Here is an 18973-nt window from a genome sequence, read left to right on the forward strand (position 1 = left end):
TACACCCTTGACCGGAATTACTGATTGAGATGAGCCATCAGGCCAGCTTTAACAGGATCATGCCAGCCAGCAGAAGAGTCAGACCGGCCCAGCCTTTGCGGTTCAGTCGCTGGCCAAACAGCACCCATCCCGCCGCGACAGTGGCGATAATCCCAAAGCCGCCCCAGACCGCATAGGCAATCGACAGATCAATACCTTTGACTGCCTGGGCCAGTGCGCTGAATGCGAGCAGGACACAGCAGAGCGACAGCACGCCCTGCAGCGGTTTCTTAAACCCATCAGAATATTTAAGGAATATGTTGGCGGCAATCTCCAGCACGATAGCCAGTGCCAGCCAGGCGGCATGAACAAAATCAGCGATGACCATGATTAACCTCCGCTGATGATTGGGTGCCTGTCTTGATCAGCACAATCCCGACGATTAGCGTGACCAGACCGCAGATTTTCAGCGCTGACAGCGCTTCGCCAAACAACTGTACGCTGAATAACGTAATCAGCATGATACCAATCCCTTCCCACAGGGCATAAGCCACGCCCAGCGCGATACGTTTGATGGCGAAACTCAGCAGAATATAGGAACAGGCAATCATGCCCAGCATCATCAGATAGCCTGAATGGCTGCCATTGAGGCTGGACCACTTCATGAAAAGGGTACCAATAATTTCAGTAACAATAGCGAGTGATAGTAAAACCCAGGCGCGCATGGGTGCTCTCCAGCAACGATAAATGACGACCTGCCACAGACAGGGCAGACTCAGAACAGTGTCGAAGTGGTGAGGGGACTACAGGGCGTTACGCCAGTGCTGATCGGCGACGTTCCAGCCAGAAAGGAAGGTGGGGGTAAAATGTGACATGAACATTTTGCTCATAAAATTTACAACGCATCCACATTGTTGCTTCTCATCAGTGGACGGATAATGCCTCCGGTTAAAAACACGCCGGATTTATAGCATTCTGCACATCATGAAATCAACAGCAGATACTGCTTTATTTGACGCAGGTTAAGGTTTGATGGCTCGAAAAAGGAAAGCTAAGTAAAAGGATATATGGAAAAGAGGATGCGTTAAATCCTGCATAAAAAAAGCCGGGCAACAGCCTGCCCGGCAATTTTTAAGTGACGTTGTCACGAATCACTCAGCGCGCATCGGCACGGTGCGAACCGGCGCATCACCTGCGACAAAGTAAGAGGCGGTACTGCGTGGCAGCGGATCGCGGCCACGAATCTTATCGGCAATCTTTTCACCAATCATGATGGTGGTGGCGTTGAGGTTACCGGTGATGATCAGCGGCATAATCGACGCATCAACGACACGTAAACCTTCCAGCCCATGCACACGACCTTCGCCATCCACGACCGCCATCGGGTCGTTACCCATCTTACAGGTGCCGCACGGATGATAGGCGGTTTCGCCGTGGTTGCGCACGAATTCGTCCAGTTGCTCATCGGTCTGACAATCCAGACCCGGACTGATTTCACGGCCACGATATTTATCCAGCGCTGGCTGGTTGATGATCTGGCGCGTAATGCGGATTGCATCGCGGAACTCATGCCAGTCCTGCTCGTGCGACATGTAGTTGAACAGAATAGCCGGATGACGACGCGGATCGCGTGACTTCAGGCGCACATGACCGCGGCTTGGCGAACGCATAGAGCCGACGTGACACTGGAAGCCGTGGGCATCAACGGCGTTAGACCCGTTGTAATTAATCGCGACCGGCAGGAAGTGATACTGAATGTTCGGCCAGGTAAATTCTTCACGGCTGCGGATGAAGCCGCCTGCCTCAAACTGGTTGCTGGCGCCGATACCGGTGCCGTTAAACATCCACTCTGCACCGATTTTCGGCTGGTTCCACCACTTAAGGGCCGGATAGATAGAAACCGGCTCTTTACACTCATACTGGAGATACATCTCCAGATGGTCCTGCAGGTTCTCACCCACGCCCGGCAGATCGTGAACCAGCGGGATGTCGAATTGCTTCAGCAGCTCAGGCGAACCGACGCCAGAACGCTGCAGGATCTGCGGCGAGGCGATAGCGCCCGCGCACAGCAGCACTTCACGGCGAGCGGTCACTTTGTTAATCGTATTGCTGTCGCCCTGCAGATACTCCACGCCAACCGCGCGCTTGCCGTCGAAGATGATGCGGTCGGTGGTGGCATGCGTAATGATCTTCAGGTTGGGGCGGCCTTTGGCCATGTCGAGATAGCCACGCGCGGTGCTGGAACGGCGTCCGTTTGGCGTCACGGTACGATCCATCGGACCGAAACCTTCCTGCTGGTAGCCATTCAGGTCGTCGGTGCGCGGATAACCCGCCTGTACACCTGCCTCAATCATCGCTTCAAACAGCACGTTGTTGCCCGCTTTCGGCGTTGCCACACACACCGGGCCATCGCCGCCGTGGAAATCGTTCGGGCCGATGTCGCGGGTTTCCGCTTTACGGTAGTAGGGCAGGCAGTCCAGATAGCTCCAGTTCTCCAGGCCAGGTTCGCTGGCCCAGTTGTCCAGATCCATCGCGTTGCCGCGGATGTAGCACATGCCGTTAATCAGTGATGAACCGCCCAGGCCTTTGCCGCGACCACACTCCATGCGGCGGTTGTTCATGTAAGGCTCTGGCTCGGTTTCATATGCCCAGTTATAACGTTTGCCCTGCAGCGGGAAGGCAAGGGCCGCAGGCATCTGGGTGCGAAAATCAAAACGGTAATCCGGGCCGCCCGCTTCCAGCAGCAGGACGCTCACGTTGCTTTCTTCGGTAAGACGGGTCGCCAGAACGTTACCTGCGGATCCGGCTCCAATAATAATGTAATCAAATTCCATTCGTCGTTCCTCAGGTTAAGTGATTAAAAGACAGACTGAAAACGCGTCAGCTCAACCTGCACGGACTTCACCTGGGTGTAGCTCTGCAGCGTCATCAGGCCATTCTCGCGGCCAATGCCGGAGTGCTTGTAGCCACCCACCGGCATCTCTGCGGCGGACTCGCCCCAGGTGTTGATCCAGCAGATACCGGCTTCGATCTGATGAATCACGCGGTGCGCTTTATTCAGGTCCTGCGTCACCAGTCCGGCGGCCAGACCAAATTCGGTGTCGTTGGCGCGGCGGATCACTTCTTCTTCGGTTTCATAGCTCAGGATCGACATCACCGGCCCGAAGATCTCTTCACGGACAATCTTCATCTCATCACGGCAGTCGGTGAACACGGTTGGTGCCACCCAGGCACCCTGGTCGAAATCACCACCGGTCAGCCGTTTACCGCCGCACAGCACGCGTGCGCCTTCAGCAATGCCGGATTCGATGTAGCGCATCACGTTGTCGCGATGGCTGAAGCTGACCAGCGGACCAAAGTTGGTAGCCGGATCACGCAGATCGCCTGCTTTAATACGGGCAACGCGTTCGCTGATTTTGGCCTCGAACGCCGCCTGCAGTTTTGCAGGGATAAAGACGCGGGTGCCGTTGGTGCAGACCTGACCGGAGCTGTAGAAATTCGCCATCATGGCGATGTCAGCGGCCAGATCGAGATCGGCATCATCAAAGATAATCAGCGGTGATTTACCGCCCAGCTCCATGGTGACCTCTTTCAGCGTTGAACCCGCTGCATTGGCCATCACTTTTTTGCCGCTGACAACGCCGCCGGTAAAGGAGACTTTATCGATGCCAGGATGCTCAGTCAGTAGCTGACCCGTGACCGAACCGATGCCCGGCAGCACGTTGAATACGCCATCCGGCAGGCCCGCTTCGGTGTAGATTTCTGCCAGCTTCAGGGCAGTAAGCGGAGTCATTTCACTGGGTTTGAAAATCATCGCGTTACCCGCAGCCAGCGCAGGTGCGGATTTCCACAGGGCGATCTGAATCGGGTAATTCCAGGCACCAATGCCCGCTACCACGCCCAGGGGTTCGCGGCGGGTATAAACAAAGGAGGTTTCACGCAGGGGGATCTGCTGACCCTCCAGCGCCGGAACCAGACCTGCGTAGTACTCCAGCACGTCTGCACCGGTAACGATATCGACCGCTGAAGTTTCGCTGTAAGGCTTACCGGTATCGAGCATTTCCAGCTCCGCCAGCTCATCATTACGCTCACGCAGGATATCGACGGCGCGACGCAGGATGCGTGAACGCGCCATGGCGGTCATCGCGGCCCAGATCTTCTGGCCTTTTCTGGCGGCAGCAACGGCGCGATTGACATCTTCCTGGCCGGCGGCATGAACCTCTGCCAGGACCTCGCCGTTGACCGGGTTAATCGTCTGGAACGTTTCGCCAGACGCTGCGGCAACATAAGCGCCATCGATGTAGAGTTTCTGCTCGGTGAATCGGGACATGTTTTCTCCTTCCGTTATTCGTGCTCGCCAGCGAGTTGCTGACGGATGAATTGGGTGGTCAGTGTGAGGGCGATAGCGGGATCGAATGGCTTACCGCTCAGCGCGGCCCGCAGCCACAGACCGTCGATCAGGGCAGCCAGGCCGTGCGCGGCCAGGCGTGCTTTATCCAGCGGCAGTTCACGCCGGAATTCGACCACCAGCGTCGAGTAGAGCCGACGGCTGCTGACCCGCTCAAGGCGGTTAAGCTGGGGCTGATGCATGCTACTCGACCAGAAGTCGAGCCAGGCTTTCATCACCGCCGTGTGCACCTGTGTTTCATCAAAATTTCCATCAACAATGGCACACAGCCGCTGTTCTGCGGAGGCATCGGCCAGCGGTTTCAGCCGCAACAGGACTGCCTCGCGTAGCTGACGCGTCACATCACGCATCGTAGCTTCCAGTAAACCGTTCTTGTCCTTGAAGTAGTGACTGATGATGCCGGTTGAGACCCCCGCCCGCCGGGCGATCTGGGCAATCGTGGCATCATTAATCCCCATTTCATTAATCGTGCTCAGGGTCGCATCAATCAGTTGCCGACGACGTATCGGCTGCATCCCTACCTTTGGCATAGCTCCAGCTCCACCCTCAAATCGAACCCCTATTTAATCTTTTTTTGATTGCACGTTCAATATAAAAAGAAAATTTGTTAGGATGCTGTTTTTTAAATGTAGCGTAAGCGAAACGGCAATGAGTGCTAAAATAGGCTGGTTGTCATAGCGATTAACAGGAAGTGACAGAACGAAACAGAGCCGCACGGCCTGAAAACCGTGAGCGGCAAGACGTATCCATTGCGTATTTTCAGGACATTAACCAGAGGTAATCGATGAATAATCCACCTGCCGGTGAAAAAGACAGACTCAATCCCGTTGTATTTTATACCTCTGCCGGATTGATTCTGACGTTTTCACTTGTGACGATTCTCTACAGTGAACTGGCCGCGAGCTGGATCCTCAAGGCGGTTAACTGGGTTTCCGCCACCTTCGGCTGGTACTACATGCTGGCTGCCACGCTCTATATTGTCTTTGTGCTCTATATGGCCTGCTCACGCTTTGGCTCTATCAAGCTCGGGCCGGAGCACTCAAAACCCGAATTCAGCGTGCTCAGCTGGTCCGCCATGCTGTTTGCCGCCGGGATCGGCATCGACCTGATGTTCTTCTCTGTCGCCGAACCGGTGACACAATATATGCAGCCGCCGGAAGGAGCAGGGCAGACGCTGGAAGCCGCCCGCCAGGCGATGGTCTGGACGCTATTCCACTACGGACTGACCGGCTGGTCGATGTATGCGCTGATGGGCATCGCGCTGGGCTACTTCAGCTACCGTTATAATCTGCCGCTGACTATTCGTTCGGCGCTCTATCCCATCTTCGGTAAACGCATCTATGGCCCGATTGGTCACACGGTAGATATCGCAGCCGTGGTCGGCACCATCTTTGGTATCGCCACCACATTAGGGATAGGGGTCGTACAGCTGAACTACGGCCTGAAAGTGCTGTTTGATATCCCGGAAGGGCTGACCGCGCAGACCGCGCTGATTGTTCTCTCCGTAGTGATCGCCACCATCTCTGTGACGTCGGGTGTTGATAAAGGGATTCGTTTCCTTTCCGAACTCAACGTGATCATGGCGCTGGGCCTGATTCTGTTTGTGCTGTTCTTCGGCAACACCGAGTTCCTGCTGAATGCGCTGGTGCTGAACGTTGGCGATTACATTAACCGCTTCATGGGGATGACGCTCAATACCTTTGCCTTTGATCGTCCAACCCAATGGATGAACAGCTGGACGCTCTTCTTCTGGGCGTGGTGGGTGGCGTGGTCGCCGTTTGTCGGCCTGTTCCTGGCGCGTATCTCACGCGGTCGTACCATCCGTGAGTTCGTGCTGGGCACGCTGATTATTCCGTTCACCTTTACGCTGCTGTGGCTGTCCGTATTTGGTAACGCCGCGCTGTATCAGATCATTCACGGCAATACGGAATTTGCGCAGGAAGTGATGAACCATGCGGAGCGTGGCTTCTACAGCCTGCTGGCACAGTATCCGGCGTTTAAACTCAGTGCATCGGTTGCCACCATCACCGGCATGCTGTTCTACGTGACCTCTGCGGATTCCGGCTCGCTGGTGCTGGGTAACTTCACCTCGCGGCTGAAAGACATCAACAGCGATGCGCCGAACTGGCTGCGCATCTTCTGGTCCGTGGCGATTGGGGTGCTGACACTGAGCATGCTGATGGCCAACGGTGTCACTGCCCTGCAGAACACCACGGTGATCATGGGACTGCCGTTCAGCTTTGTGATCTTCTTTGTGATGGCGGGTCTGTTTAAATCGCTGAAGATTGAGGATCACCGCCGTGCCAGCGCCACGCGCGACACCGCGCCCTATCTGGCGCATGCGACCGACCGCCTGACCTGGAAGAAGCGTCTGTCACGCCTGATGAACTACCCGGGTTCGCGTTATACCCAGCAGATGATGGAAAAGACCATTTTTCCGGCGATGCAGGAAGTGGCGAAAGAGCTGGAACTGCGTGATGCCCGCGTCACGCTGGAAAGCGTCGAGGCAGATGAGGCGAACCCGATTGGCTATCTGGATCTGCGCGTCCATCTGGGCGAAGAGCAGGACTTCATCTATCAGGTCTGGCCGCAGCAATATTCGATTCCGGGCTTTACCTATCGCGCCCGCAGCGGTAAGTCGACCTACTATCGACTGGAAACCTTCCTCATGGAAGGCAGCCAGGGTAACGACCTGATGGATTACAGCAAAGAGCAGGTGATCATCGACATACTGGATCAGTATGAGCGACACCTGAACTTTATCCATCTCAACCGTGAAGCGCCGGGCAGCAATATCAGCTTCCCGAGCGTGTAAGCCAGGCCCGTCAGCAGTGTGCTGGCGGGCTTTTTTTTGCCATCGGCTGAGTGCAATGCTCCGTGGCCTGCCGATATCGACTATCTTTAGGGCTTTGCTGGCCTGATGCCTGAAGGGTATAGACAGGGAGTCATATGGGAAAAATATTCAGTACGTTTCTGCCGCTCTACACCACCACGCTGCTGATGCTGCTCGGTTCCGGTCTGCTGACCACCTATGTCTCTCTACGGCTGGCCACCGAGCAGGTTAACGGCGCGCTGATTGGTGCAATTATCGCGGCAAACTATATCGGGCTGGTCATTGGCGGCAAGGTGGGGCACAACCTGATCGCCCGCGTCGGCCATATCCGCGCCTACGTCGCCTGCGCCGGGATCATTACCGCCTCTGTAGTGGGTCACGGCCTGACGGACTTTATTCCGCTGTGGGTCTTTCTGCGTCTGATTATCGGACTCTGCATGATGTGCCAGTACATGGTGCTGGAGAGCTGGCTCAACGATCAGGCGGAATCGTCGCAGCGTGGCATGATTTTCGGCTTATATATGGTCGCCACCTACCTTGGACTCAGTGGCGGACAGGTGATACTGAGCCTGCAGACCGGATTTGGTGTAAGTACGCTGCTGATTGTCGCACTCTGCTTCGCGCTTTGTCTGGTACCCATCGCGCTGACCACCCGCACCCATGTCAGGCCGATGACACCCGCACCCATGGAACTGGGCTATTTTATCCGCACCATCCCCAAACTGCTCGGCACCACGCTGGTCACCGGCATGGTAATTGGTGCCTTCTACGGTCTGGCACCGGTTTATGGCAGCAGCAAAGGCTTCACCACCAGCCAGACAGGCTATTTTATGAGTCTTACGATTTTTGCCGGGCTGGTGTCGCAGTTTCCGCTGAGCTGGCTTTCTGACCGTTACGATCGTCAGCGACTGCTGTTTATCATCGCGATGCTGTTCGCCGTCATCTGCGTCCCGCTGATCCTGCTGCCGCATCTGACGTTTGACTGGATGATCGGCATCGCCTTTGCCGCCAGCATGATGCAGTTCGCGCTCTATCCATTGCAGGTGGCGCTGGCCAATGATCAGGTTGCCGCCGAGCGCCGCGTATCGTTAACCGCCTGTCTGCTGATGGCGTTTGGTATAGGTGCCAGTATCGGCCCGCTGGTGGTGGGTGCGCTGATGCAGCCGCTGGGCAGCAATATGCTCTATCTTTTCTTTGCGCTCTGTGCGCTGGTGATTGGCGGACTCAGTTTTGTCCGTGCGCCAGGTCCGCTTCCCACAACCGAAGTGCCGCTGCCACATGTGGTCATGCCTGACAGTCTGGCGACCTCGCCACTGGGTGCTGCACTGATTCCGACGCTGGAAGAGGAGGTGATTCAGGCGTCAATGGGCGGGCAGGAGCCGGAAGAAAAGAGCGATGAAGATGCTGAAACGGCTGACGAAGAGGTGTTGCCCGATGCTCATCCAGGTGATGTTCGCGAAGATCCGCGTCATAAATAGCCGCGACAGGGCAGCAAGTTGTTCGCCCCTCTCTGCGGGATTAAATGCATGATGTCCTGATCTGGCTCACTTCTGTCCGGTCGCTGGCTCGACATCCGGGCCAGCAGCGGCGATGCTGGGTAACCCGCTTCTTCAGGAGTCACGCCATGCTGGAACTGCGCCCTAACTGTGAACGCTGCGACGTCGATCTGCCGCCATCCTCTCTGGCGGCACGTATCTGCTCGTTTGAATGCACTTTCTGCGCTGACTGCGATGAGCATTTCGCGCATGTTTGTCCCAACTGCGGTGGTGAACTGGTGCGCCGTCCGGTGCGTCCGGCAGAAAAGCTAGAGAAATATCCGGCTAAAATGCGCAACTGATCTCAAATGACGACGAATACATCAGGGGCAGAATAGCCTGCGTGACCCAATGTCGTTATGATGAATTTCGTCCCTGACAGAGCTACCACCTTAACTGAGTGCCGGAGATAAGCGCCGGGAGGGACGCACTTTTCAGACGCGTTAAATTTCTCATCCACCGACAGCGTGACGCCTTTGCTGGCAGCCTTCGTTGCACTCTGCTTTCTATCTCCTTCCTCTTGTTCATGCTCTTCATGGTCAGCACTTATACTCTCAGGATATTTTCGGCACAGAGAGGCACATGCACTGATGTATTATCACGTCCTGAATGGCGCAGAGTGGCGACGGATCTGGGTGGTGGGTGATATTCATGGCTGTCGCCGTGAACTGGATGCGCTGTTGCAGCAGCATCAGTTTAATCCACAGCAGGATTTACTGATTTCGGTTGGCGACATCATCGATCGCGGGCCAGACAGTCTGGGCTGTCTGGTCCTGCTGGACGAGCCGTGGTTTCGCTGCGTGCGTGGGAATCATGAGGAGATGGCGCTGTCCGCGTTACAGGGTCAGGATATGGCGCTCTGGCGGATGAACGGCGGCGACTGGTTCTTCCGGCTGCGGAGCGCGGCGTTAATCGTGGCACGTCATGCGTTGCGGCGCTGTGGTGAACTGCCGCTGATACTGCATCTGCAATTGGGTGAGCGCACTGTTGTGATTGCCCATGCGGATTATCCGGCCCGTGAATACGCGCTGAATAAGCCACTCGACTGGCAAAAGGTGGTCTGGAGCCGTCAGCGGCTGGAGGGTATGGCGTCAGGGGAGCAGGCGGGCATCCGTGGCGCAGATGCCTTTTACTTTGGTCATACACCGCTGAAACAGCCGCTGACGATTGCCAATCTGCATTACATTGATACCGGCGCAGTGTTTGGCAATCATCTGACGATGCTGCAACTCAAGTGACTCAGCGGAACAGGCGTCCGTCGCGCACCAGTTCGCGGGGATAGCTGTTCTTGATGCGGCTGCCGACTTTCTTCGCCAGCCCCAGCGGCTGCTGCTGCCAGGTAACAATCATCTCATTGTTTGCCGGGGCGGTTTCCGGATAGATATCGCGCCCGCGATACCACTCTTCTGCTTCGGCCGCCGTGAGCTCAAAGGTCTGCGTCGCATCAGGTTGCGCAAGTGCTATCACCGCTTCATGTTGCCAGCGATAGCCTTTAGGAAAGGTTTCTGCCAGCTTCAGGCCAATGCGCGAGAAGCGCACTTTGCCCAGCAGCGGGGTGACGGCTTTAGGGAACAGCCAAATCTCTTTATCACGCTGCCAGAGTTCCAGCGAGTCATTCCATTTTAGAGAGACTGCGGCGGCGGCCTGTACGATCTCACTTTCCAGCTGACGGCTGAGATGGGAGAAGGGCAGCTTACCCACTTTGTAGCCCGGCAGCGGTAAAGGCTCGACTGATGCCGTTTTACGCAGACGCGCCACGAAAAAGCCTTCGCTGTCGAACATCTGCGGGAAGACATGCAGATAGCCCTCGGGCGTCGCGGCCTGATCACCACCCTCAAACAGCCTGTCGAGCGGCACGACTTCAACCGCGTCCGGATAGCGCTGCAGCAGCCAGTCAATCACCTGCTGATTCTCAATCTGATTCAGGGTGCAGGTTGAATAAACCAGTGTGCCACCGGGTTTGAGTGCGTGAAAGGCACTGTCGAGCAGATCGCGCTGGGTCGCGGCGATCTCTTTGGTACTCGCCAGCGACCAGTTTTTCAGTGCATCCGCATCTTTACGCATCACGCCTTCGCCGGAGCAGGGGGCGTCCAGCAGGATGGCATCAAACTGTTCCGGCAGGGCTGGCCCGAAGACCCGCGCGTCAAAGTGCGTCAGGGCACTGTTGCTGACGCCGCAGCGGCTGATATTAGCGTGCAGCACCTTGACCCGGCTGGAGGAGAATTCGTTTGCCAGGATTACGCCCTGATTGCCCATGCGCGCCGCAATCTGGGTAGTTTTGGAACCCGGTGCCGCCGCCATATCCATGACGGCGCTGACCTGTGGCTGAGCATCAAACAGGGCGGTTACGGGTAGCATGGAGCTGGCTTCCTGGATGTAAAACAGGCCGCTGAGATGTTCAGCCACGCTGCCCAGCGGCAGGCTCTCATCTTCCCGGCTGATCCAGAATCCCTCTTCGCACCACGGCACCGGCGTCAGCTGCCACTCATACCCGGCGGTCTGGCTCAGGAAGTCAGCCACGCTGATCTTCAGGGTGTTGACGCGAATACTGCGGCGCAGGGGTTGCTGACTGTAAGCGATAAACTGCGCGAAGCTCGCCTCATCGGGCAGGCTCTGACGCATTAACGAGAGAAAATCGGCGGGGAAAAGCGAAGAAGCATCTGACACGGGCACATTCCAGTTAAGGCAAAGGCGGCAGTGTACCATGAGGAAAGAAAACGGGCAGCCAGGCTGCCCGTTTGAGAGTGTGAATTAGCGCGGAGACGGAATCGCCGTTCCCCAGTTACGCCACTCTTTCGGCGCTTCGTCCTGCAGCAGGAAGTGTTTATCCGGCGTCGCCTGCGGAGCCAGCGGCACCGTTGGCGGGGTGGCAAACTGAATACCGCCGCGAATAAACTGCTGGAAGGTCCCGGTTTTCACCACGCCGCCCACCAGACCGAAGTCGAGGTTGTAGCCGGACGCCAGCCAGAACACCGAGTTATTCCGCACCAGATGCTGATACTTCTTACTGATGCGCAGGGCGATCTGCACGCGGTCCGCCATATTTCCCAGTGACGTGCCGGTGACGGTACCCACTTCCACACCCCGGAACAGCACCGGCGTACCCAGCGACAGCGAACCCGCCTCAGTGGCATCAACATAGATGTTCAGGCCATTGAGGTAGCGCGAATCGGTAATGGTGCTCTCCTGCAATTCAAAGGTGCGTGCGGCACCGCCTTTGCCCGGATCAACGTTGACGTACGGCTGTAACAGGGTCTCCAGATGATTCACGCCGGTAGCGGAAATCTCCGGTGAAACCACCGAGAACCGGCTGCCGAGGCGGGCAAAATCATTCACATACTCAGGGTAAAGCACAGCTTTTGCCACGACCTGATTGTTATCTTTGCTTAACGACAGTGATTCCACCTGACCGACGTTGATACCCAGATAACGAATCGGCATCCCGGCAGAGAGTTTGCTGGCGTCATAGGTGTGCAGCGTAATCTGACTGCCCACCGCGCGGGCGGCGGTTTCAGAGGAGTAGAGCATGCGTTTGGCCCCTTTCACCGACTGCGCACCACTCATATTGTCGAAGCTGATTGCGCCTTTCAGCGCACGGTTAAGCGGCGAAGCCTGCACTGTCAGGCCGCTGCCGTTAAGACTGACGCGTGCGCCACCCTCAGCCCAGAACACGCTTTCGCTGGTCAGCAGCTTGCGATATTCCGGCCGAATATGCACCGCGATATCAAACGCGTCAGCGCGCGGCGTCACTTTGACAATCTCGCCCACCTGGAATTTACGGTAAAGCACGACCGAACCGGCCTGCACGTCAGGCAGGCTGTTGGCGGTCAGCATCAGCGTCGTGGACGGGCCATCACCAGTGATCCCTTCGTCCGCTTTTTCAGCATCGGCAAACAGCGGATAGGCCGTTTTCGGCTCGCCTTTTTTGCCAGGCTCCAGCCGGATGCCGCCATCCACCCACTCACGGGCGCTGGCACCTAATACCTGCATGCCATCCAGACCAAACTTCACATCGAGGCGGCTGTTGACGATAAATTTGCTGTCGCCATGCACCAGATTGCGATTTTCAGGATTGACTGCCACCACGAAGTTGACGCCATTTTCATCCAGTGAACGCGACATCACCTGACCAATCTGCATGCCATGCAGCATCAGCGGCTGGCCCTGATCGATACCGTAGCTCTCTGGTGCGCTGAGTTTGACCGTGAGCACGTTGGGTTTCTGCAGCAGGGTCTCATTCGACGCCAGCACGGTGTAGTGCTGCTGCGGCTCGCCTTCACCCGGCACCAGCTCCAGCGTGTTACCGGTCAGCAGTGCGCTGAGGTTGGTATCGGTCAGGCTGATTTTCGGGCTGTGCATCTCGATGCGGGTACCGCTGCGCATCAGGCCGACCACAGAAGGATCAATCGTCAACTCGCCGGTCACCTTACCGCCATCCAGCAGGTTCAGTTTGGTCAGCGTACCGACCTCCAGGCCCTGGTACATCAGCGGCGTGCTGCCGGCCTTGAGATTTTTACCGTTGGGCAGATCAAGCGTAATCTGTACGCCGCGCTGGCTGTGCGCCAGATCGGGATAGAGCCGGTAGTTCTGCTCCGCTTTGGCGGTTTCTGCCCCCTGCGGTGAGTCAAACGCAATCGCACCATTAACCAGCGCCGCCAGACTCTCCAGCTGGACTTTAGCCCCGCTCAGGCTGACGTCCGCATTGACGCCCGACACGTTCCAGAAGCGGCTGTTGGTCTTCACCAGATTGATAAAGCGACGGTCAATCAGCACATCAATCGCCACGCCATCGGCTTTATTATCAATACTGTAGTCATAGACCCGGCCAACCGGGATCTTGCGATAGTATACCAGCGAGCCAGTGTTGAGTGAGCCGAGATCGGGCGCATGCAGATGGATCATCAGTTCGCCGGTATTCACCCGGTATTTAGGCTGCGTATCCAGTGCGGTAAAGGCTTCGCTGGGTTTACCTTTACCCGGCATCATCCCGATGTAGTTACCGCCGACCAACGCATCCAGACCCGATACGCCCGCCAGTGAGGCTTTGGGCGTCACCAGCCAGAACTGCGTATCCTCACGCAGCGCGTCGCGCATGTCGCTTTTGATGCTGGCTTTAATCTGGATGCTGCGATAATCGTCGCTGAGATTAATACCCTGCACGGTGCCCACTTCCACGCCCTGATAACGGATCGGGGTGCGACCCGGCACGATACCATCTGCCGTCTGGAAATTGATGGTAATGGTGGTGCCGCGCTCCTGATAATTGGTCCAGAGCAGCCAGCAGGCGATCAGCATCGCAATGACCGGCAGCAGCCAGAAGGGCGAAATTTTGCGCTTATTACGCAGCGTTGCGTTAGTCGGTGTAGTCGGCGTTTCCTGTTGCATGTGCATCCCAGAGCAGGCGGCTGTCCAGCCACTCAACAGACATAATGGTCAGGATGACGGCCGCGCCAAAAAACAGCGCAGCCGGTCCCATGGTAAAAGCCAGCAGCTGATCACGGTTGACCAGCGACATGGTTAACGAAATGACAAACAGATCGAGCATGGACCAGCGGCCAACCCAGGTCACAAACCGCAGCAACCGGATACGGGTCCTCAATCCCTGTTCACAGCGAAAATGAATGCTGAGCAGCAGCGTCAGCATGACCAGCACCTTAGTGAACGGCACCAGAATACTGGCGATAAAGACAATCGCTGCCACCGGAATGTTGCCTTCACCCAGCCCCAGGATGCCAGAGAAGATGGTGTCCTCGCGCCGTGAACCATTCAGGTAAACCACGGAAATGGGCATCAGATTCGCGGGAATCAGCAGGACAATTGAGGCGATTAGCGCGGCCCAGGATTTTTGCAGGCTGTGGCGGCGTCGGAAGTCGAGCGGCGTATGGCAGCGCGGGCAGCGGCCCCGTTCGTCCGGTATGCTGGTGTTGTGACAGTTCAGACAGACCTGCATATCGTCACGTGCCATATTGCCGGGGCTTTGCGGGTAAAAATGCTCCCACAGCTGCTCCATATTCAGGTGGATCAGCGTCAGCACGCTCAGCACCGTCAGGGCGATATAAGCCCCGAGACCGTAGCCAATTTCCAGCGAAGCATAGTCCTGCACTTTAATCGACGCCACGGCAATACCGATCAGATAGATATCGAGCATCACCCACTCTTTGAGCTTCTCCAGCATCAGCAATACTGGTCGCAGATTCATACCGAGCCGATTGCCGATGCCGAGATAACAGATGCCGGCCACCAGCGTCACCGGCGCACCGATGGTGCAGAACGCCACCATTGAGGCCGTCAGCACATCACCCTGCTGGGTCATCTGAATCACCCCTTCCAGCACGCTGGCATTTATGCGCATACCCAGCAGGCGGATATCCACCAGCGGCAGGGAGAAAGCAAAGGGCATTAACACGATCATGGTGGCGGCCATCGCCATAAGACGGGTCATGGACCAGTCGCGACCACTGAGAATCTCGGCGTTGCAGCGCGGGCAGTGTGCCGACTGATGCGATTTCACATCCGGTAAGGAAAAAAGGGTATCGCATTGCGGGCAACGCTGATAACGTGCGTGAGGCAATGTCTGGCTGATAGCGTGAATTTTCATAGGGTGATGCAATTTTCGCTCTTCAGAGGGAACAGATATCGGTCATTAAGACATTGTCTGTGTGCCTGTCTCGGGCATCACGCTTCGATCCACAGAATGCTAAGGGTATAGCAACTAACGCTATGATTCACCTTGTGGCTCTGGATATTTAAAACTTATTTTTAACGAACGGTCTCTATTGCCCCGTTCAGATGTCATTGGTAACGGTCAAATAATGAACAAAACTGCCTTTTACGCCGATTTGAATCGGGATATGCGCGCCTTGCTGGCGGGAGAAACGGCGTTCCTCGCCGCGATGGGAAACTTTAGCGCGCTGCTGTACGAACGTCTCGATGGCGTGAACTGGGCAGGTTTCTACCTGCTGACGGAAGCCGATACGCTGGTGCTTGGCCCGTTCCAGGGTAAAATCGCCTGTGTGCGCATTCCGGTCGGTAAAGGTGTGTGTGGCACGGCGCTGGCAGAAGAAAAAGTGCAACGCGTTGATGATGTGCATGCTTTCCCGGGCCACATCGCCTGTGACGCTGCCAGTAATGCTGAAATTGTGATTCCTCTGAAAGTGAATGGCACTGTGGTTGGGGTGCTGGACATCGACAGCGTTGAGTACAATCGCTTTGACAGCGACGACGAATCGGGGCTGGTCACACTGACTGATGGGCTTTGTGAAGTGCTTGCGAACAGCGACTTAGAAAAATATCTGCAGCTGACGCGCAGCTAATCGACTGGATCACATGGCATTTAGCGATGTTGTCATTATAATGTCGCCTGTTCATGCCTGCGCTGGTCGGCAAACCCGTTGTAATCAGGAAATTTCATGGAAAATCAACCTAAGTTGAATAGCAGTAAAGAAGTCATCACTTTTCTGGCGGAGCGCTTTCCGCACTGCTTTAGCGCTGAAGGTGAAGCGCGTCCGCTCAAAATCGGTATCTTTCAGGATCTGGTCGAGCGTGTTCAGGGCGAAATGGGTCTGAGCAAAACGCAGCTGCGTTCCGCGCTGCGTCTTTATACGTCAAGCTGGCGTTATCTGTACGGCATTAAAGCCGGTGCGATTCGTGTCGATCTCGACGGCAACGCCTGTGGCGTGCTGGATGAACAGCACGTTGAGCATGCCCGCAAGCAGCTGGAAGAAGCCAAAGCGCGCGTTCAGGCGCAGCGTGACCAGCAGCGTGCTGCACGTCGTGAAGCGGGTGAAAGTGAAGAGGGTGCCGCACCGCGTCGTCCACGCAAGCCCGCGGCACGTAAGCCTGCAGAAGGCGATGCAGCACGTAAACCACGTCCGCAGACGACTGCTCCGCGTGCGACTGCCTCACAGCATCGCAAGCCAGCCCCACGTCCGGAGCAGGAAGCCCGTCCCATCACTGATACCTCAACTTTGCAACCCGGCCAGAGTATTAAAGTTAAAGCAGGCAAAAGTGCGATGGACGCTACCGTTCTGGAAGTCTCTAAAGACGGCGTTCGGGTCCAGCTCGCTTCCGGCATGGCAATGATTGTGCGCGCAGAACACTTGCAGTTCTGAAACGGAGGCTAACCCCGGCATGAACACCCTTTTTAAAGTTGGACTTATTGCGGGCCTGCTGTTAGCAGGCCCAACCTTCGGCGCAGAGAATATTACCCGCGCCGATCAGATTCCCCAGCTTCACGAAGACCCGCAGGATCCGACGGTCAGTGAGCGCGTCACGTCGCGCTTTACCCGTTCCCACTACCGCCAGTTCGATCTGGATCAGAACTTTTCCGCGAAAATTTTTGATCGCTATCTGAACATGCTCGACTACAGCCACAATGTGCTGCTGGCGTCCGATGTGGCGCAGTTTGCCAGCAAAAAAACCACCGTCGGCGATGAGCTGCGCAGTGGCAAGCTGGATCTCTTTTACGATATTTATAATCTGGCGCAGAAACGCCGTTTTGAGCGCTATCAGTATGCGCTGACGGTGCTGGCGCGTCCGATGAATTTCAGTGGCAATGACACTATCGACATCGATCGCGCCAAAGCGCCCTGGCCGAAAGATCAGGCTGAGCTGAATGCGCTCTGGGATGCCAAGGTCAAATATGACCAGCTGAGCCTGAAGCTGGCGGGTAAAACCGACCAGGAGATTCGCGACGTTCTGACCAAGCGTTATAACTTCGCGATTCGCCGTCTCGCCCAGAGCAACGGTGAGGATGTTTTCCAGCTGGTGATGAACGCCTTTGCCCGCGAAATCGATCCGCACACCAGCTACCTGTCGCCACGTAACACCGAGCAGTTTAACACCGAGATGAGCCTGTCTCTGGAAGGGATCGGTGCCGTGCTGCAGATGGATGACGACTACACCGTCATCAACTCGATGGTTGCGGGTGGACCGGCAGCGAAAAGCAAAGCCATCACGGTGGGCGATCGCATCGTCGGCGTCGGTCAGCCCGGCAAGCCGATGGAAGATGTGATTGGCTGGCGTCTGGATGACGTGGTGGCGAAAATCAAAGGACCGAAAGGCAGCAAAGTGCGCCTTGAGATCCTGCCTGCCGGTAAGGGTACCAAAACCCGCACCGTGACGCTGACGCGTGAGAAAATCCGTCTTGAAGATCGCGCTGTCAAAATGAGCATCAAGAATGTCGGTAAACAGAAAGTGGGCGTGCTCGACATTCCTGGCTTCTATGTTGGTCTGACCGATGACGTGAAAGTCCAGCTGCAGAAACTGCAGAAACAGAACGTCGACAGTGTGGTGATTGACCTCCGTACCAATGGCGGTGGTGCGCTGACCGAAGCGGTCTCACTTTCCGGCCTGTTTATTCCGAGTGGTCCGGTGGTGCAGGTTCGCGACAATAATGGTCGGGTACGTGAAGACAGCGATAATGACGGCGTGGTCTACTACAAAGGTCCGCTGGTGGTGCTGGTTGATCGCTTCAGCGCTTCCGCCTCTGAGATCTTTGCTGCCGCGATGCAGGACTACGGGCGTGCAGTGATTGTCGGCGAGCCAACCTTTGGTAAAGGCACTGTTCAGCAGTATCGCTCGCTGAACCGCATCTACGATCAGATGCTACGTCCGGAATGGCCAGCTTTAGGCTCCGTTTCTTATACCATCCAGAAGTTCTATCGCATTAACGGCGGCAGCACACAGCGTAAAGGCGTCACGCCGGATCTGCTGATGCCAACCGGCGTTGAAGCGGCTGAAACCGGTGAGAAATTTGAGGATAACGCGCTGCCGTGGGACAGCATCAAAGCGGCAAACTATACCAAAACAGGTGATGTTAAACCGCTGGTTGCGCAGCTGACGAAGCAGCATGCTGACCGTATCGCTCAGGATCGCGAGTTCCAGTACATTATGAAGGACATTGCCCGTTACAATGCCCTGAAAGATAAGCGCAACATCGTGTCACTTAACCTTGCTCAGCGCGAGAAAGAGAACCACGAAGATGATGCGTCACGACTGGAGCGAATCAACGCGCGCTATCAGGCCGAAGGCAAAAAACCGCTGAAAAACCTGGATGAGCTGCCGAAAGATTATAAAGAACCGGATCCCTATCTCGACGAGACGGTGAAGATCGCGAACGATCTTGCGCAACTGGAGAAATCACAGCCAGATGCGCCAGCGGCGAAATAATCCGCTGCTGCCAGAAAAGCACCGCAGAGCGGTGCTTTTTTTTGCACG

Annotated in this window: 16 protein-coding genes; 7 read left to right on the plus strand and 9 right to left on the minus strand. The window is 56.2% G+C overall.

Going from position 1 to position 18973, the window contains the following annotated elements; genetic code table 11:
• Positions 1–37: 37 nt before the first annotated feature.
• The 6 genes from mdtI to betI all read right to left on the minus strand — a co-directional run bounded on the left by mdtI (position 38) and on the right by betI (position 4917).
• Positions 38–367, minus strand: coding sequence for a multidrug/spermidine efflux SMR transporter subunit MdtI (gene mdtI / locus F3I20_RS20055; RefSeq protein WP_150038201.1), 330 nt, complete (start codon positions 365–367; stop codon positions 38–40).
• Positions 354–704 carry a multidrug/spermidine efflux SMR transporter subunit MdtJ gene (mdtJ, locus tag F3I20_RS20060; RefSeq protein ID WP_150015024.1) on the minus strand — a complete coding sequence of 117 codons (351 nt, stop codon included), beginning with the start codon at positions 702–704 and terminating at the stop codon, positions 354–356. Before mdtJ ends, mdtI begins: the two co-directional genes overlap by 14 nt.
• A 78-nt stretch (positions 705–782) precedes the next feature.
• Positions 783–869 carry a protein YdgV gene (locus tag F3I20_RS24665; protein ID WP_505538521.1) on the minus strand — a complete coding sequence of 29 codons (87 nt, stop codon included), beginning with the start codon at positions 867–869 and terminating at the stop codon, positions 783–785.
• A gap of 261 nt (positions 870–1130) precedes the next feature.
• The gene (betA, locus tag F3I20_RS20065; RefSeq protein WP_150038200.1) at positions 1131–2813 is read right to left on the minus strand and encodes a choline dehydrogenase; all 1683 of its coding nucleotides are present in this window, start codon (positions 2811–2813) and stop codon (positions 1131–1133) included.
• A gap of 23 nt (positions 2814–2836) precedes the next feature.
• Entirely contained in the window at positions 2837–4309 is a 1473-nt protein-coding gene (gene betB, locus F3I20_RS20070; RefSeq protein ID WP_150038199.1) for a betaine-aldehyde dehydrogenase, read from the minus strand.
• 14 nt (positions 4310–4323) lie between these two features.
• On the minus strand, positions 4324–4917 hold the full coding sequence (gene betI, locus F3I20_RS20075; RefSeq protein ID WP_150015018.1) for a transcriptional regulator BetI: 594 nt from the start codon (positions 4915–4917) through the stop codon (positions 4324–4326).
• Between the two features lie 254 nt (positions 4918–5171).
• On the opposite strand from betI, the gene F3I20_RS20080 reads away from it, so the two are divergent.
• The 4 genes from F3I20_RS20080 to F3I20_RS20095 all read left to right on the plus strand — a co-directional run bounded on the left by F3I20_RS20080 (position 5172) and on the right by F3I20_RS20095 (position 9993).
• Positions 5172–7202: a choline transporter gene (locus F3I20_RS20080; protein WP_150038198.1), complete on the plus strand. Its 2031-nt coding sequence runs from the start codon at positions 5172–5174 to the stop codon at positions 7200–7202.
• 134 nt (positions 7203–7336) lie between these two features.
• On the plus strand, positions 7337–8698 hold the full coding sequence (locus F3I20_RS20085) for an MFS transporter (RefSeq protein ID WP_150038197.1): 1362 nt from the start codon (positions 7337–7339) through the stop codon (positions 8696–8698).
• A 146-nt stretch (positions 8699–8844) separates the two neighbouring features.
• Positions 8845–9057, plus strand: coding sequence for a DUF1272 domain-containing protein (locus F3I20_RS20090; RefSeq protein WP_150038196.1), 213 nt, complete (start codon positions 8845–8847; stop codon positions 9055–9057).
• 288 nt (positions 9058–9345) lie between these two features.
• The gene (locus tag F3I20_RS20095; protein WP_150015009.1) at positions 9346–9993 is read left to right on the plus strand and encodes a metallophosphoesterase; all 648 of its coding nucleotides are present in this window, start codon (positions 9346–9348) and stop codon (positions 9991–9993) included.
• A 1-nt stretch (position 9994) separates the two neighbouring features.
• On the opposite strand, the gene rsmF is transcribed toward F3I20_RS20095, so the two are convergent.
• The 3 genes from rsmF to yebS form a co-directional block, all read right to left on the minus strand.
• Positions 9995–11422: a 16S rRNA (cytosine(1407)-C(5))-methyltransferase RsmF gene (gene rsmF / locus F3I20_RS20100; RefSeq protein WP_223813117.1), complete on the minus strand. Its 1428-nt coding sequence runs from the start codon at positions 11420–11422 to the stop codon at positions 9995–9997.
• Between the two features lie 84 nt (positions 11423–11506).
• Positions 11507–14140, minus strand: a complete 2634-nt coding sequence (locus tag F3I20_RS20105) for a PqiB family protein (RefSeq protein ID WP_150038194.1) — start codon at positions 14138–14140, stop codon at positions 11507–11509.
• Positions 14109–15353 (minus strand): membrane integrity lipid transport subunit YebS, encoded by a 1245-nt coding sequence (gene yebS / locus F3I20_RS20110; RefSeq protein WP_150015000.1) that lies wholly within the window; start codon positions 15351–15353, stop codon positions 14109–14111. Before yebS ends, F3I20_RS20105 begins: the two co-directional genes overlap by 32 nt.
• A gap of 214 nt (positions 15354–15567) precedes the next feature.
• Here yebS and msrC point away from each other — a divergent pair, with 214 nt between their 5' ends.
• The 3 genes from msrC (at position 15568) to prc (ending at position 18925) form a co-directional block, all read left to right on the plus strand.
• Entirely contained in the window at positions 15568–16068 is a 501-nt protein-coding gene (msrC, locus tag F3I20_RS20115; RefSeq protein WP_033732889.1) for a free L-methionine (R)-S-oxide reductase MsrC, read from the plus strand.
• Positions 16069–16164: 96 nt separating this feature from the next.
• A complete protein-coding gene (gene proQ, locus F3I20_RS20120; protein WP_150038193.1) occupies positions 16165–16866 on the plus strand; it encodes an RNA chaperone ProQ in 702 nt (233 codons plus the stop codon).
• A 19-nt stretch (positions 16867–16885) separates the two neighbouring features.
• Entirely contained in the window at positions 16886–18925 is a 2040-nt protein-coding gene (gene prc / locus F3I20_RS20125; RefSeq protein WP_150014991.1) for a carboxy terminal-processing peptidase, read from the plus strand.
• The last annotated feature ends 48 nt before the right edge of the window (positions 18926–18973 follow it).

The organism is Candidatus Pantoea gossypiicola (assembly GCF_008632075.1).
Classification (GTDB): Bacteria; Pseudomonadota; Gammaproteobacteria; order Enterobacterales; family Enterobacteriaceae; genus Pantoea; species Pantoea gossypiicola.

What these genes read in the sequence shown, in the direction of transcription:
- mdtI (WP_150038201.1), bottom strand. Translation starts at nt 367, where the DNA reads ATGGTCATCGCTGATTTTGTTCATGCCGCCTGGCTGGCACTGGCTATC.
- mdtJ (WP_150015024.1), bottom strand. Translation starts at nt 704, where the DNA reads ATGCGCGCCTGGGTTTTACTATCACTCGCTATTGTTACTGAAATTATT.
- F3I20_RS24665 (WP_505538521.1), bottom strand. Translation starts at nt 869, where the DNA reads ATGAGCAAAATGTTCATGTCACATTTTACCCCCACCTTCCTTTCTGGC.
- betA (WP_150038200.1), bottom strand. Translation starts at nt 2,813, where the DNA reads ATGGAATTTGATTACATTATTATTGGAGCCGGATCCGCAGGTAACGTT.
- betB (WP_150038199.1), bottom strand. Translation starts at nt 4,309, where the DNA reads ATGTCCCGATTCACCGAGCAGAAACTCTACATCGATGGCGCTTATGTT.
- betI (WP_150015018.1), bottom strand. Translation starts at nt 4,917, where the DNA reads ATGCCAAAGGTAGGGATGCAGCCGATACGTCGTCGGCAACTGATTGAT.
- F3I20_RS20080 (WP_150038198.1), top strand. Translation starts at nt 5,172, where the DNA reads ATGAATAATCCACCTGCCGGTGAAAAAGACAGACTCAATCCCGTTGTA.
- F3I20_RS20085 (WP_150038197.1), top strand. Translation starts at nt 7,337, where the DNA reads ATGGGAAAAATATTCAGTACGTTTCTGCCGCTCTACACCACCACGCTG.
- F3I20_RS20090 (WP_150038196.1), top strand. Translation starts at nt 8,845, where the DNA reads ATGCTGGAACTGCGCCCTAACTGTGAACGCTGCGACGTCGATCTGCCG.
- F3I20_RS20095 (WP_150015009.1), top strand. Translation starts at nt 9,346, where the DNA reads ATGTATTATCACGTCCTGAATGGCGCAGAGTGGCGACGGATCTGGGTG.
- F3I20_RS20105 (WP_150038194.1), bottom strand. Translation starts at nt 14,140, where the DNA reads ATGCAACAGGAAACGCCGACTACACCGACTAACGCAACGCTGCGTAAT.
- yebS (WP_150015000.1), bottom strand. Translation starts at nt 15,353, where the DNA reads ATGAAAATTCACGCTATCAGCCAGACATTGCCTCACGCACGTTATCAG.
- msrC (WP_033732889.1), top strand. Translation starts at nt 15,568, where the DNA reads ATGAACAAAACTGCCTTTTACGCCGATTTGAATCGGGATATGCGCGCC.
- proQ (WP_150038193.1), top strand. Translation starts at nt 16,165, where the DNA reads ATGGAAAATCAACCTAAGTTGAATAGCAGTAAAGAAGTCATCACTTTT.
- prc (WP_150014991.1), top strand. Translation starts at nt 16,886, where the DNA reads ATGAACACCCTTTTTAAAGTTGGACTTATTGCGGGCCTGCTGTTAGCA.